The sequence below is a fragment of the Thermoanaerobacter wiegelii Rt8.B1 genome, from assembly GCF_000147695.2.
In the GTDB taxonomy this organism is placed as follows: domain Bacteria; phylum Bacillota; class Thermoanaerobacteria; order Thermoanaerobacterales; family Thermoanaerobacteraceae; genus Thermoanaerobacter; species Thermoanaerobacter ethanolicus.
In genome coordinates this window covers 172,716-188,037 of the sequence record NC_015958.1, presented here as the reverse complement: position 1 = coordinate 188,037, position 15,322 = coordinate 172,716, and the positions used below count along the sequence as shown (strand labels likewise).

Here is a 15,322-nt window from a genome sequence, read left to right as displayed (position 1 = left end):
CAGCACTTTATCAGTGCTGTATTTTCAATAAATCTTCAATTTTTACTATTTCTATCCCTGTATAATAATATTTCAATATTTCGTCAAACTTTTTCCCTTGTTTCGCCATTGCATTTGCTCCATATTGACTCATTCCCACTCCGTGACCATAACCTATGACGGTTATTACAATGTTATTTCCTTGTGCCTCAAAGCTAAAATTTGTAGAATTTAAATTAAAAATTTCTTTTATATCTTTACCATTAAAAGTTATATTCCCTATTTTTAAAGTTTTAACGTGCCCAACTTGTGTTCTTTCTACATCTTTTATTTGATTTAAAATATTGCTATTATCCAATTTCAAAGAAGGCTCTTTTTGCTTTAATTTATTTATAAATTCTTCTTTTGACACTATAACAGTAGTTTTATATTTTGATGCTGCCTCTTCTCCAGGAGAAACCACACTTCTTAAATAGGGAATTTTGCTCTGCCATACGTCCTCAGAATTCTCTGTTTTTCCTCCACTTATAGCATGATAAGCTGGCACAATTAAAGCATCATCGTAAACTAATACAAGCCCTTTTGTATCTTCTACTGCTTGAGATATTTTTGCATAGTATTTATCAAAATTTTCTCCCCATTTTTCCTTCAGCTCCCCCTCAGATTGCCATGCTTGGCAATGTTCCGAATCAGTGCACACATCAGCCCCCGGATGTAAATCACAGCCTTTTCCTCCCAAAGCTATTTCTTTCGAGAGCACATAAGTCCTCGCTGCAACAGCTTGTGCCTTTAAAGCTTCCATTTCAAATTCTGCAGGCATTTCTGCAGCAACTACTCCTTTTACGTATTCCTCTAAATCCATTTTCTGGATTTTGTTTTGATTTGTTATAAAGACATTCACGGTATGGTACAAATCTGTATTATCTAAATTGTCTAATTTTACTAGCTTCCCTCCATCAATAAGCTTGACCTCACTCGTAGGCGTTGAGGAAGTTTTGTGAGGATTAAAACCAAAAACTATTACAGAAGGTAAAATTATTAAACTAAAAAATATTAAAGAAATTCCATAAATGGCATATTTCATTTTTCCCCTCCGATTGTGAACTACTAAATAAAATATATGTCCTTATGTATATATTTATTCTATCTAATTAGTTTTCATTGAAAAATGGGGGTCTTAACTCCGCAAAAAATCTAGACTATTCCTCTCTTGGATTTAATCATTTGTAGTATAATAGAGTTGAGTTGTAAAGGGAGGAATAGAAGATGGTGATAATAGAGAACAAGGATTTCAAACAATTGAGTGTATTTGACCAATTGCTCCCAGAATCATATTTAAAATTACAAGGTGAACTAGCAATTGTTGATGAACTATTAAAAGATGAGTCTCTTTTTGCACCTTTTATAGAAAAGTTCAATTCCAAATGTGGAAGACATAGTACTCCAGTTGATACATACATTCGAATGATGTACCTCAAATTCAGATACAATCTTGGATATGAGACATTATGCAAAGAAGTAGGTGACAGTATTACTTGGAGGATATTCTGTCATATACCTATTTGTGGCGAAGTACCTGACTATACTACTTTGGCAAAGCTTACAAAAAGATTTGGGAAAGATACTTTAGAGGAATTAAACTCTCTCATTGTTCAGAAAGCGATAGAGAAAAAACTGATAAAAGCTAGGAAGATAAGGATAGATACCACAGTTATAAAATCCAATATTCATTATCCTACTGATGCAGGACTTCTTTCAGATGGAGTCAGAGTGCTAACTAGGCTGGTTAAAAAGGTAAAAGATACAGGTATTGCAGCAAAGGCAGAATTTCGTGACAGAACAAGGTCAATTAAAAAAAGAATACTAAACATAGTGAAATTTACAAAGAACAGGACGAATGAAGCAAAAGAAAAAGTACATCAAACAGTAAAAGAGCTGGTAGAAATAGCGAAGGATGTATTATGCTCAGCTAAGAAGGTTTCGGAAATAGCAAAGGAAGAAATAAAGAATACACAAAATACTAACAGATCAAGAGATTTCCTTATTCAAAAATTAGAAAATACTATTTCCATAGTAGATAAAGTTATAAGCCAGACCAGTGAAGTATTAAAAGGAACTATTTCAATTTCTAACAGGGTAGTAAGCATATTTGACCAAGGTGCAAGGCCAATAAAAAGAGGGAAGGCAAAAGCGGATATAGAATTTGGCAGAAAAGTAGCACTGGCCGAATCAGAAGAAGGATTAATAATTTGTAGCATTGTGGAAGAAGGTAATCCTGCTGACAAAACACTAGCCGTACCAACGGTAAAGAAAGCTATAAAAGTTTTAAATAAGGTTCCAAAAGAAGTTACTGGAGACAGAGGTTTTTATTCGAGTACGAATGAAAAAGAGATAAGGGAACTTAAAGTAGAGCATGTAGCGATACCCAAGCCAGGCAAAAAAAGTGAAAAGAGAATAAAATTTGAACGACAACACTAGTTTAAAAGACTAATACGATGGCGTTCCGGCGAAGAAGCTACCATTGGTTTACTAAAAAGAAAATATGGTTTTGATATATGCCTGTTTCACGGTAAAAATACAGGCATATGGGTCAATCTGTCCATTTTTGCCCATAATATCAGCAAGTTAGCGAGACTTATGGTGCAAACCTGCTGAAAAATGGGAAGTATTAGGAAATAGATTAGGAGAAATTAGATTGTTAAGGCTCACTAAATAAGAATAAAAATCTAAAATTGCATTTTTCAATGGTAACTAATTAAGCCTCTTATCACCCCTACAAACTAAAAAATCTCTGTCTACAAAAAAACAAGGGATTTCTCCCTTGTAGAGCTTGTTGACAAAGTATAATTTTGATTGGCATTTTGCAAGTTTGCTCCAGCGACAAAGCAGGCTAAACTAGCGCTCGCTCTCAGACTCCGGCGGGGTTCCGACCACATTCGACATCCTTGTCTCAGGTGGCAGCTTCCGCCATCCGTGGCTCCAGCCCCGCCTCCGTCATCACACTTGCTAAGTTTCCCGGCACTCAAGTAAGTATGATTGTTTTTCTATTTTTGCTTTATAAACTTTCTTACTTGAGTGCCGGGCTGCTTTGTCGCGAGTTGCATTACTTTACAAAATGCCAATCTTACAAAATAGTTTGTCTACAGTCTGAACAATAGACTTCTCCCTTGTCTTAATTATGATAATTTAATATCCTCATTACATAATCAAAAGTAAGGTCGTTCATCATAAAATTTATCATCCTCGAAATCATTGAAGCAGCTTCTTCTCGCGTAACATAGCCATCAGGGTTAAACCTTCCATATTCATCGCCTGATATAAGTCCTATCTCCCGCGCCACGTAAATACTCCTTTTTGCCCACAATGGTATAGCGTAGTCATCTAAAAAACCGGTATCAAAATTTCCTGAAGGAGCGAGGTTCTCAAGCCCCAAAGCTCTTATAAATATCACTGCCGCTTGAGCACGAGTAAGAGACCTTGAAGGACTGAACTGATTTGGAGCAGTACCTGAGATAAGCCCTGCATCACTGGCTGCTTTTATATATCCATAATTCGGATCAGTAGTAGATATATCAATAAAAGGTGAAATTTCTATAGCGCTTTTGTTTCTTGCTGAATAAAGCGTACTCTTGGGCGGTTCATACGGTTTTAATCCAATTGCTTTTGCAACTGCAACGGTAAAGTCTGAGCGCAATATGGGAAGTTTAGGACCAAAGTATTCTGAGTCATTAGGAAATACTTCCATGCTCATCAATTTTTTAATATCCTCTTTTCCCCATGTTCCATTTATGTCTTTAGCCTGTGGGACCACCAATCTATCTTCGAATGACACACCATCAAGTTTCAAACTTCCATTTCCTATGTTTCTTCCTATTTCGTTGCCGTTATCATCTAGTTTTGGGAGATTATAAGAGTAATTCATCATGTCACCGCTATTTCGCCTTAAAAGATATCCACCCCTAAAACTTATATATTGAGGGTCATTTTCCACATATTCAATACTGGATTTATCAGTAAAAGATACATTTACATGAGCCTCTCCAACCCATTTTTTTACTTCTCCATTTGACCCCATTGTGCTTTCGATTAAATAATTTATTTGATGTGTATCAGCACTTCCGTATTTATGAATAAATCCTACTGTTTTGTCATCTATAGTCACTTTTACAGTCCCTTTATTGCCATTGACCCTGTATAATTTTACGCCTGAATAGTTACCAGCATAGTAGGTTACACCAGGGTTTATGCTTTTTACTTCAGAGCCTGAGTATATATATCCATTATTTCTGTCTAAAGTGTAAGTATTTCCCCCTATTTTTATGTTTTCAGTATATGTCTTAAGAGTAGTCTGACTAATCACTTGGTTGTATTCAGGTTTTTTTGTTTCTTGGGTAACAAAAGTAAGAGAACGTGTGAGTTTGTCTCCTGAATCGGAAGCAAGGTCATACCTATATGTTGTTGTAGTAGTATCACCTCTTACAGATTGATTAATTTTAAGAACACCACTAAATATAATAGGTTGTCCCGTTATAAATACAACTTCTTTGTATTCTTGCTCATTGGCAATACCACCTTCAAAACCTGCATCATTGGCAAAAACCTGAACAGGAAAAGGAATCAAAAGGGTGAATATTATAACTAACCCTATAATTTTTTTCATTGCAATTCCCCCAATGTTTTTCTTACTTCACCGTTACAATAACAGCAGATGAGCCATTTCTTATAATATAGAGTGAATCTCCCGGATTTATAGAACTTATATTGACTGCCTGTCCATTTTTAATTATTACCGTTTTTGATACATCTACTGTATCAAGAGAGGTATTCAGATTCCAAGCCCCATTTAATTCATTCCAATCATTTACATTATTTAGAGTTAAATTGGTACCATCAATAGATACAACATCAGCAGTAGACACTCTTTCTTGCCCCGTTGAATTCATAATGTTTATTGCAATAGCATTGTCTCCTTGTGATACCACATACACATGGGCAGAGGTGTATTTAGATTTTCCATATTTTACATCCAAAAGTTCTGTGTAGGGAATAACTTTTGAATCTTTATCTCTATTATCAACTATATAAGTTTTATCTCCCACATAGAAAGTTTTTGTGCCTCCTACAATATTCCATTGATTGTTTTGTATAGCATAATACCCATATGCTTGATACCACCAACTTGTATATAAGTTACCAATAGTGATAGAATTTGATGTTGCACTGGTTATAAAACCTTTCGCATAGTAATACTCTGGATATACACTATCAATTACTGAGATGAAATTAGCATATAAGCTTCTATCCGTCTGGGAAAAAGATACATATACTTGTTTATTTCCTATAAGTGAAGTATAGGGTATCTTCATTCCATCTTTTAAAATAATTGTGCCGTCGTTTACAGTTACTTTTCTGCCATCATTTAATGTAAGAATCATCGATTGAGTATCAAAACTTGCAATGCCACTGTAACTCATTGTAAAAGTTGGGGTTATGTTTATAAACGTAATCGAATCTGTTCCAAAGTGCTTCTCAACTGTAGCATATATTTGATTTCCTTTGTAATTTTTAAGGTCTTCTTTGCTGCACTCAAAGCCATTGTAATATATTTTAGCTTCATCTAAAGGATAATAAGCAAAATTATTTGCACTTTGCCATGTACCTTGATAATACTTTTCCACATTGTTTATTGAAATAGAATTGTTGGAAGCCAATAAACTTCCGAGATTTCCTCTTATGATATAGTAGACTTTGTGATATTCATTTTCTACTAATACCTTGATGGGTGCATTTGTATAAGGGTCATCAAAATACAAATTTACATAGTCTCCCTCTCTTATTGAAGACAAAGACACAGTATTTCCCTCTTTTATGATAGGCACATCATAAGCAATAGAATAAAATTGTCCATTGTCTAATTTAATATTTATGCCATTATCTTGTTTATCTATAGCCATTATGCTTCCTGTTACTTGTCTTGAGCCTGTATCGATTTTCCCACTTCCCAAATCTTCATAATCAACATTTATTGCATAAGCCGTGTTACCATTAAGGTATACTGTGACAGTTTGACCATATCGTAAATCTTTTATAGAAGCAGGATAATCATTTATATAGATTTTTGTATTAGGGTTATAAGAAAATACATATTCAACTCCTGATTCAGATGTAAGTGTTATGTTAGAAGCTGATATGTCTTTTATCTCTCCGTACAAAGTACTGTGAAATACAGGTTTTTTTTCAGCAAATATCACATTTTGACCGCTTATATAAAAATTCACATTATCCCCTTTTTCAATAGAATCAGAAAAAGAAGGAACTCCATTGCTAATAGTCAAAAAATCTGAATTATGAACTATTCCTTCTGAAGAATATGTTCGTTGAACCACAATATACTCATTTTGCCCTTTATTATTGAGAAGAACAAAAGTTTTCTTTATACTATTTTTCCTAGCAACCTCTTCGTAAAGTATATCCTGCACTGTAGCATTTATTATTGAATAGCCCATTAAATTATACCCTAAGTTAAAAGCTCTACTCAAAACTGACGCCATCTGCTCTCTGGTTATGTTGTCTTTAGGTCCAAATTTACTATCATTGTAACCTGTCATTATTCCACTTTTTAAAACTGCTTCAATATATGGCATATAATCAGTATTAAAACTTTTAGCATCCGAAAAAGCATAAACTTTTTGTAAATCTTTTCCGTAAATCGGCGCAAGATTCAATCCTTTTGCTATCCAATAAGCAACTTCCTCTCTTGTTGCATTTGCTGTAAAATCCAAAGCCATATCCTCTTTCCTCAAAAGATTATTTTTCGCTGCCACATCAATTATTCCTTGTGCCCACGAATCTACTTTGGGACCTGATTGAGAAGAAGCATTATTTTGCCCAGTCTGATTAGAATTAGCAGTAGGAGGGTTACTCCCCCCTACTGCAGTAGAGGAGGATATAGGTGTTTTTTGTACTTGTTCTTCCAGTCCCATTAGTCTTACAATATATGCTATTGCCTCTTCTCTTTTTAAATAGCTTTTAGGATAAAATTTTTGACTTCCTCCACCTCTAATAACTGAAAGAGCAGTCATTTTCATTATGTCATTTTTAGCAAAACTATCTTTTATATCTTTGAAGGACATATTGTAATAGATGCTTTGCACGTTGTCCGTACCGTAATATACAGGATTGTCCGAAGCATAAGTATAAACACTACTTAAAACAAATAGAATTATTGTAAGTAAAATTGTAAATATCTTTTCCAACCTTCTCACTCCTCAATAAATAACAGCTAACCTGCCAGGATAAGATATATCACCTAATACATTATTCGATGCGCTATCTACCATCATATTTGATATGCCATTATTGCTTATTGACAGCCCCGTACATGGTACACTACTCATGCAAGCCGTTATATACATGAGCTTTGAAAAGCTTATATTCCTGCTGCCAAGTCTATTTTTGTCAACATTTAATGCTACATTCACTTTGTTGTAAAAATATGGATAACTGCTTGTTTTATCGCCGTCAATTTTTTCATAAGTCATGTCATAAATGTCAGATAATATCTTATACCCTTTTGGCATATTTCTTGATATTTCGTCATAAGTCTTATCCGATAGCTTATTTATTGTTATTCTGTCATAATCTCCTGATAGGTAGAGGCTGTTAAGGGTAAATTTTATATTAAATCCAGGCATTATAACCCATATAGTGGTAAAAGTCTTATTTTTATATTTAGATGGTATGTTTATAACCCATTTGCTTATATTTTTATATTGGTTGCCTGTCAAATCAATTTTATAAGTAGTCGTATTTAAAATATCATCTCCTAATGTAATGACCAGCGAGCCGTTTGCTGTTGCATAAGTAGTGTCATTTTTTACTCCTGTAACAGAAGTGTCATATTTGCTGTTAGAAGAAGTATCAGTAGTAGCATAAGTGTATACAAAATCACTGGGGCCCAAATCATTTACAGCTCTCATGGCAAAGGAGTAAGTAGTATTTGGCAAAAGATTTGTCACGTAATACTCCAATTTATCTGTTGCAGCAACGAATTTGTAATCTGCCGAATTAGCTGTCTTACCATAGATTTCATAGTATTTTGCTCCTTTTGCCTCTGACCAATGTAAATATAATGTATGGTCGTTACCGGCTATTGATTCGGCCCAAAAGCCTACTGGATTATCCGGTACTGTTTGCACATAGGTAAAACCTTGAGGCAAAACAGCATTTGCATAATCGGGATTTCTCACAATTACATCTACTTTTCCCTCTGCATGCCCTGGGGTTGTCACGACAATCGTGTTATAACTTTTCACAATTACATTATAAGCTTCCGCATCTCCAAAAAACACCCTTGCTCCTTGTCTAAAGTCATTACCTGTTATGGTTACTGTTTCTCCTCCTTTTGTAGACCCTGTATTAGGAGTAATAGAAGTTATCTTTGGGTTGGACTCTGTAGCGATATACATAAACGCTTCTTTTAAAGTATAACTTCCTCCGTCATCAACATTAAACACTGTCACATCCGCAAGACGGTCTAAGTCTTTCTGCGGGTCTGCGGCAGGAGTGATTACAGTAATAGTATCAGAGGTATTCGCAACTACTTTCGCTTCATAAGCATCAAAATACACTTTAACTTTTTCTCTAAAGTCTTGTCCTTTGATAGTTACATAAGTGCCCCCATTAATACTGCCTTTATTTGGAGTTATAGAAGTTATCAAAGGATGTGAGCTTGGAGATACATACTCTATTTTAAATACAGCAGTTCCTCCATCTGGATTTACCACCTTTAATTCCTTCATGCCTATTTTGTCCACTGGAGGAGCAGTAAATTTTATCATTGTACTGTCTATAACTTTTACATCATGCACTTTAGCTCCATCAATATAAACAGAAGAACCCGGTACTACTAATTTGTCGTTATCATATACAGGAACTGCAAAATCACTTCCTATGATAATACTATAAGTTCCTCCAGCCTTATCAAACTTTGGAGGTATAACTTCTTTAATCTGAGGTTTCGATTGAATATAAGTATATCCATTGTCAATGTACCCAAGCCCTGCATCATAGTTTACAACAGTTACTCTGACTTTTCCAGGCGCGTTAGGAGGTGTAATAACTTTTAAAGTTCCATAATCAATATAAGTAACCTTCTCCGCTTTGACATTTCCAAAATACACTTCGGGGCCTATTGGATTGCCGTTTTCATCTTTTAGTATATTTCCATTTTCGTCTTTAGAAATTCTAAAGTCTTGACCATATATGGTCACTTCTTGTCCTCCATAAGTAGAGCCGCTATTAGGTTCTATCTTTGTAATGACAGGCTGGCTGTTGGGCACAACGTATGTAAACCCGCTTTCCCCCTCATGAACTCCATAAGTGTAATTGCCACCATCATAGTTTACAACAGTTACATAAGTTTTACCTGGAACTCCTGGAGGAGTAGTAGCAGTTATCGTCTTTCCATCAGGACTTACAGTTATGTTTGTAGCTTTGTTGCCTCCTATAAATACTTCTGCACCCCTTCTAAAATCACTTCCTTCAATCAAGATAGAAGTACCACCCTTTACTGTACCAAAGTTCGGATATACAGAAGTTATTATTGGGCTACTTTCTGGTACAAGGAAATGAAACTTTTCGGGAGCCACAGCTTGAGCAGTATCAGGATTTACAACTTTTATATCGTAAAGGCCAGAGTACCTCATGTCAGGTATTATTCCTGTAATTGTCGTGTCATTTATTACATACACATTTTCAAGAACAGTATCTCCTATATAAGCTTTTGCTCCTTCGCTATCCCCAACTTTCAGTGAAAAGTCACTTCCAAAAATGTATATAAGCGTCCCTTTGCCGCCGTAATTAGGAACAACTTTAGTTATCTGGGGCTTTGTTTCAATCAAAAGATACTCAAATCCATCTACTAATGTCGCTGTACCGCCGTCAGAAGGATTTACAACTTGAACAATTTTTTTGCCCAATGTCCCCGGTGGCGTAGTCGCATCTATTTCAGTATTGCCACTTAAGACTTTTGTGACGGTTGCCTGCACTCCATCTATTGTAACTATGCTTCCCTTTTCAAAATTGCTTCCCAAAATTTTGATAGGTGTGCCACCTTTTGTGGGCCCTTTATTAGGGTCAACGGAGGTAATAGTCGGATTCTTTTGAGTATCTTTTATCTCAAAAGCATTTTGCAAAGTCACACTTCCGCCTACAGTACCACTTATGCCATCGTAATTTTGAATTGTCATATCTTGCCATCCAACTGTATAAGGCACTTGTGTTTCAGGTACTATAGCTTTAATCTTTGTACCAATGTTAAGTTTCTTTCCATCTATTATATTGCCATCTTTGTCTTCAACAGAAATTACTTTTAATTGAATATTTCCAATTCTTACATCAGGATATTTAGGCATATACACCCCATCTATGACTGTCTGCCCTACATAAAAATCACTACCTGTTATTGTAATAAAGTTACCACCATATTTTGAACCAAAATTTGTAAAAATATTGCTTATAGAAGGAGCAGTATAGTAATAATAGCCTTTTGAGTAAATTGCAAAGCCTCTATTGGCATCCGCATCCTTATTTACAACTTTCACGTCTACATAACCCAAAGCAGTAGATGGTGGCGAAATAACTGTAAGCACTGACTTATTGTCTCCACCAGTTGTTAAATCTTTAACAGTAGCTAATTTATCCCCAAAGTACACTTTTACACCTGGCCTTATATCAAATCCCTGAATAATCACTGTATCTCCACCGGCACGGCTTCCCGAACCGGGTGATATGCTTAAAATTTGGGGATTTGAAGGCAATGGATTGTAAGTAAATTTTGTAGGTGGAGAACTCTGTTCAGAGTAGTGCATGACTACATTTCCATTAGCATCTTTTATAGTCGTTTCCACTGTAACAACCACATCTACTGGCATATCTTGTCCAGGGGGATTAAGTGTCACACTAGGAGACAACACATTTAAAGTTTGTTGTCCCGTTCCAGGATTGAATATGCTTTTTATCTGGGCTTTGTTACCGCCAAAAGTGACATAAAGTTTTCTTTCCCTGGAACCTTCTACTAAATTGCCAGTAGCAGGGTCTTTGTAAGTGTAATTTGTATTGGTATAAGTTATTTCTGTGTTGTCAGAATTAACAGTGTAAGGGGAAGGGTCATCGCTTCTTTGAAAATTAAATCCCCACAATGTCACATCTGTGTTTCCGCTTTCATATCCGTGGTCGGGATTCATATCAACAACTACCATAGTATCTTCAACAGCAAGGTAGAAAAATCCATTTTGTTTGGTTACAGTATACCCTGTAATAGGGTCAACTAAACTCACATCCACAGGACCGGACTTACTGTAAGGAGGCGTAGTAACTTGTATAGCACGCTGATTTGCTGTAAGACCAGGCAAAGTGATACTTTGTACACTTTTTGCTACAACCCCACCGAATTTTACTATTAAATCTTCTCTTAAATTTTGTCCTACAATTATAACTTTTGTTCCTCCTGATACAGAACCTGCATTTGGAGTAATATTATCTATGGTAATTACAGCAGGTGTAGGTATTATTTTTAAAGCATCAACTAAAGTAGCAGTAGAACCGTCAGCTGCGACAATATCAATATTTTGATACTCAAGTGTCGTATCTTTAGGAGCAGGAACCTTTACAGTCATTTCAGTATCGCTTACTATATTTACATCTGAAGAATTTACAAGATTCGCTCCTACATACACTTTAAATCCGCTACCAAGAGTGGAAAAACCATGACCATATATAGTAATTGTATCTCCTACAATGACAGTATACTGAGATAATCCTGTTATGTCTTGATTTACAGCATAAATATTCGTTTGCACTGTATTAGAACGCCCACGGTATATATTTGTGACATTTACAGTGTATAAAGTTGTAGGGTCTATGTTAATGTTTTGAGGAATAGTCGTAATAAGCACAGAACCGCTTTGCGAAACAACTGAAGCTGTTTCTCCGTTGATCTGAGCTAATCCTATGTCATTTAAATAACTTCCTTCCATTCTTATATATGACTTTGTAGTTCTGCTTATAATATTGCCATTGGAATCTTTGACAAGTGTAATAAAGTTATCAAGAGCTACTTTTGAAATATATGGGTTATTTATATATGTAAAGCCATTAAATATAGCTGCACTCTGTCCGTCACTTCGCTGAACTATTATAGTATAAGGAGTATCTGGGCTAAGACCAATTTTAGACGCTGGGGGAACTTTTGCATAAATTGTATTTTCATTTGCACTTAGTATTGTGAGCTTATTGGAATCTATGGGTGAATCAATGTAAACTGCACTGACAGAAGAGACTACATTGCCATTTGTGTCGTATGTAACAAAACCGCTTCCTGTAATTTTTATGTCAGTGTATTGGTCAACAGGACCTTTAGCAGGAGATGCCATTGTCCCATCTAATCTCAAAGAAGCTACCGATGTTATATTTGGAGAATATGCTCCATATGCTTTCGACATATTTCCCGGGAAAAGTGACAATATCATGCTTACAGCAATAACCAATGACAAAAATCTCTTCATTCGACATGCTCCTCTCATATTTATGAATAAATGGTAAAATGTTCTATGTGAAACAATTCTCAAAACACTCCTTTAACCTTATTTATCGGCATTTTAAAGGCTAAACTTTAGCAAAAACAAAAAAATAGCTGCTTTAAAGCAGCCTATATTGGGTTGGGGGTGCAGAATATATTAAATTTTATGGGGAAAAGGGGAATCATTCTTACAGTTTAAATTATATTACATTATTTTGGTACTTTAAATAGGACTTAAGTCTCATTTTTTGTTATTTTTATATCTTTTTATACATAAATCGACTTTTTTATTTTTCTTGTGCTATCACATATCCTATCATTTTATCTCCATCTAAATAGGCGTCGAACCGTCCTTCAAAAATTTTTACTCCTGTGTCGATATATGCCCCTTTTTTAAACCATTCTTCGTTAAAAATGTTATTTTCATATCCATCAAAAACTGGCATATACAAAATATTGTCTACATCTAAATCAGCAAAAAAGTGTGTACCATAAGAAAGTTCCGGCATAAAATCGCCATTTTTTATTCCAAGTTCTACAATCATAGCGGCATTAGATATTTCGTTGTATATAACAGGTACCCCTAAATAGGGATTGGAGGAACCCCATCTTCCCGGACCTACAAGAATGTATCTATCTCCTATACTTTTATTGAGTCTTCCTATTATTCTCGCAATTTCATGTTTATCTTTATATTGGCTATAAACTTCATGGTCTACGTATACTATATATCTTATGTTTTTCAAGATGCCATTTGTAAGCATCCTATCCCCTTTCAACAAGACACATTTTTTTTCAATATCCTTAGGAATGTGGACTTTTCTGAAACTTTCGTAAGAACTCAATGGTCGTGTTTGAAGAAGATAAAATTCGCCTTTTTTTAAGTCATAAGTGAATTCAATATCAACCGCCATTTCCATCTCTTCTTCGAGATACTTAAATAGTTTAGAAATTATATTAAAAAATCCTTTATGCCTTCTGGGAAAATTTTCAAATGTAAAGATATATTTATTAGAGGCATCACTGCTATTTACCATATTTATGTCAAAAATCGCATTTTCTCTTTTTGAATATATTTGAGCAATATCACCTATTTTTTCATGATAAGCTAAAAATTGAGGTGTTTCATTGATGTTATAAGTATCTACTTCTCCTGTGATTAAATTTAATACATCAAAAGCTTCTTGTGAATTTTTGGCAATTTCTTTAGGATTATTGCCTTCGGGTCGTAAGCGCAAATTAGTTAGAGAAAAAATTCTCGCATATCCTCTACCTGTACACTTTGTCCCTAAGCCAAAAACTAATCTCACAACTCCATCTTCTATTTTAATTCTGTCAGTCCACCGTCTGTAGTTTCGAGAGAAGCCTACTCCAGAAACCTCTGGATAAAAGTACATGCCTTTTTGTGAACCTATCAGTTGTTGCACAATTACCCCCATTAATTCTTTTTGATCAGGAGCATGTTTTCTCCTATATGCGACAGCATCTGGGCCATATACGCTTACATAAATCTCTTTAATAGCTTTTTCTAATTGTTTAAGCCTTTCTCTATCTGTACCTTTGTTAGGAATAAAAGTGGTATAATACTTGCCAGCGAAAGAATATTTTACATTATCTTCCAATAAAGAAGAAGACCTCACAGCTAAAGGATAATACATTTTATTTAAAATCTCTGTCAGCACTTTTTTATATTCTGGAGGAAATTTAGCTTCTCTAAATCTCATTTCTACTTCCTCATAAGGAGTATCTTCCGTTATGTCATTTAAATTATTATAATTTAAAAACATTTGATAATAATCAGTAGCTATAAAAAAGCTTTCAGGTATTTTTACACTTTGCTTAAAAACATCGTTATATTTTTCTAATACTTCTTCTGCAAAACAAAGTCCCGAAGCTTTCCCTCCAATATGCCCTTCTCCAAAAATTCTCTCATTATTTTTTTTATTCAAGCGAGGATCATAATCTTTATATAATAAAGTCCCAGCCATTTTTTCACCGCCTATTGACATTTTAACTTTACACAAATTATAACATGAGATTTTTTAGTAAACAATCGAGTAGGAGCTGAATAATTATTTTATTCAGCGTCCTCTCACACCACCGTACGTACCGTTCGGTATACGGCGGTTCATTAGGAATTATGTACAATTCTTAGTACATCATTTCTTCCATCCCTTGACGCCGATGATATACTATGCACTTCCGTTGTCTTTTGAAATTCCCTTTCTCTATCCAACGGATAGCCTCTTTGTTGAGTTGTCTGCAGTCTTCGCATATCTCTCGAGTTCATAAGATTTCCGAAACCTCCTAATGTTCAGTCCTTCCTTATCTATTCATGTCTAGATAAGTACTATGACCTCTGCTGACTTCTCAAGGTTCAGCCATACATCACTGTATGGGTTGTCACTTCATATTTTACTTCCATGACTTATCCTTGAGACCTCCCCGGGTAAGAACGATTGCTTTCATCTCATATATCTGCCAGATTTACTGTATGGGATTCGGGTAGTGTTGGACTTTGTTTTGATGTGCAAACTCATCCATCCCAATTCAGCCTCTTATCTGGTTCTTGTTCATCAGACCGAGATTTTGCCTTAAGCTTCCTTCAGATTCCACCTCACGATGGACACCCTTGCTCTCGGCTAGTGGTTCCCACTACCAAGCCCACAGCGGACTTTCACCGCCTAGCTATCGCCCATGCCGGGCGCACACAAAAACCTCCCACAAAATTTCTTTGTGAGAGGTAGATATTTTCATTCAGAA

The 15,322-nt window shown here is 35.2% G+C and carries 7 protein-coding genes; 1 reads left to right on the top strand and 6 read right to left on the bottom strand.

All coding sequences use genetic code 11. From position 1 onward, the window contains the following. Nucleotides 1-10 precede the first annotated feature (10 nt). Nucleotides 11-1,063: a stage II sporulation protein D gene (gene spoIID, locus THEWI_RS00905; RefSeq protein ID WP_014062072.1), complete on the bottom strand. Its 1,053-nt coding sequence runs from the start codon at nt 1,061-1,063 to the stop codon at nt 11-13. A 182-nt stretch (nt 1,064-1,245) separates the two neighbouring features. Here spoIID and THEWI_RS00900 point away from each other — a divergent pair, with 182 nt between their 5' ends. Beyond that, the gene (locus THEWI_RS00900) at nt 1,246-2,457 is read left to right on the top strand and encodes an ISNCY family transposase (RefSeq protein WP_052877843.1); all 1,212 of its coding nucleotides are present in this window, start codon (nt 1,246-1,248) and stop codon (nt 2,455-2,457) included. Between the two features lie 694 nt (nt 2,458-3,151). Here THEWI_RS00900 and THEWI_RS00895 read toward each other — a convergent pair. The 5 genes from THEWI_RS00895 to THEWI_RS14090 all read right to left on the bottom strand — a co-directional run bounded on the left by THEWI_RS00895 (nt 3,152) and on the right by THEWI_RS14090 (nt 14,849). Further along, nucleotides 3,152-4,639: an S-layer homology domain-containing protein gene (locus tag THEWI_RS00895; RefSeq protein WP_014062071.1), complete on the bottom strand. Its 1,488-nt coding sequence runs from the start codon at nt 4,637-4,639 to the stop codon at nt 3,152-3,154. 22 nt (nt 4,640-4,661) lie between these two features. Continuing rightward, on the bottom strand, nt 4,662-7,235 hold the full coding sequence (locus THEWI_RS00890; RefSeq protein ID WP_014062070.1) for an S-layer homology domain-containing protein: 2,574 nt from the start codon (nt 7,233-7,235) through the stop codon (nt 4,662-4,664). Between the two features lie 12 nt (nt 7,236-7,247). Continuing rightward, a complete protein-coding gene (locus THEWI_RS00885) occupies nt 7,248-12,545 on the bottom strand; it encodes an IPT/TIG domain-containing protein (RefSeq protein WP_014062069.1) in 5,298 nt (1,765 codons plus the stop codon). Between the two features lie 301 nt (nt 12,546-12,846). Continuing rightward, nucleotides 12,847-14,547 (bottom strand): PEP/pyruvate-binding domain-containing protein, encoded by a 1,701-nt coding sequence (locus THEWI_RS00880; protein ID WP_014062068.1) that lies wholly within the window; start codon nt 14,545-14,547, stop codon nt 12,847-12,849. A gap of 143 nt (nt 14,548-14,690) precedes the next feature. Then, entirely contained in the window at nt 14,691-14,849 is a 159-nt protein-coding gene (locus tag THEWI_RS14090; RefSeq protein WP_014062067.1) for a hypothetical protein, read from the bottom strand. Nucleotides 14,850-15,322 lie beyond the last annotated feature (473 nt).

What these genes read in the sequence shown, in the direction of transcription:
- spoIID (WP_014062072.1), bottom strand. Translation starts at nt 1,063, where the DNA reads ATGAAATATGCCATTTATGGAATTTCTTTAATATTTTTTAGTTTAATA.
- THEWI_RS00885 (WP_014062069.1), bottom strand. Translation starts at nt 12,545, where the DNA reads ATGAAGAGATTTTTGTCATTGGTTATTGCTGTAAGCATGATATTGTCA.
- THEWI_RS14090 (WP_014062067.1), bottom strand. Translation starts at nt 14,849, where the DNA reads ATGAACTCGAGAGATATGCGAAGACTGCAGACAACTCAACAAAGAGGC.
- THEWI_RS00880 (WP_014062068.1), bottom strand. Translation starts at nt 14,547, where the DNA reads ATGGCTGGGACTTTATTATATAAAGATTATGATCCTCGCTTGAATAAA.
- THEWI_RS00895 (WP_014062071.1), bottom strand. Translation starts at nt 4,639, where the DNA reads ATGAAAAAAATTATAGGGTTAGTTATAATATTCACCCTTTTGATTCCT.
- THEWI_RS00900 (WP_052877843.1), top strand. Translation starts at nt 1,246, where the DNA reads ATGGTGATAATAGAGAACAAGGATTTCAAACAATTGAGTGTATTTGAC.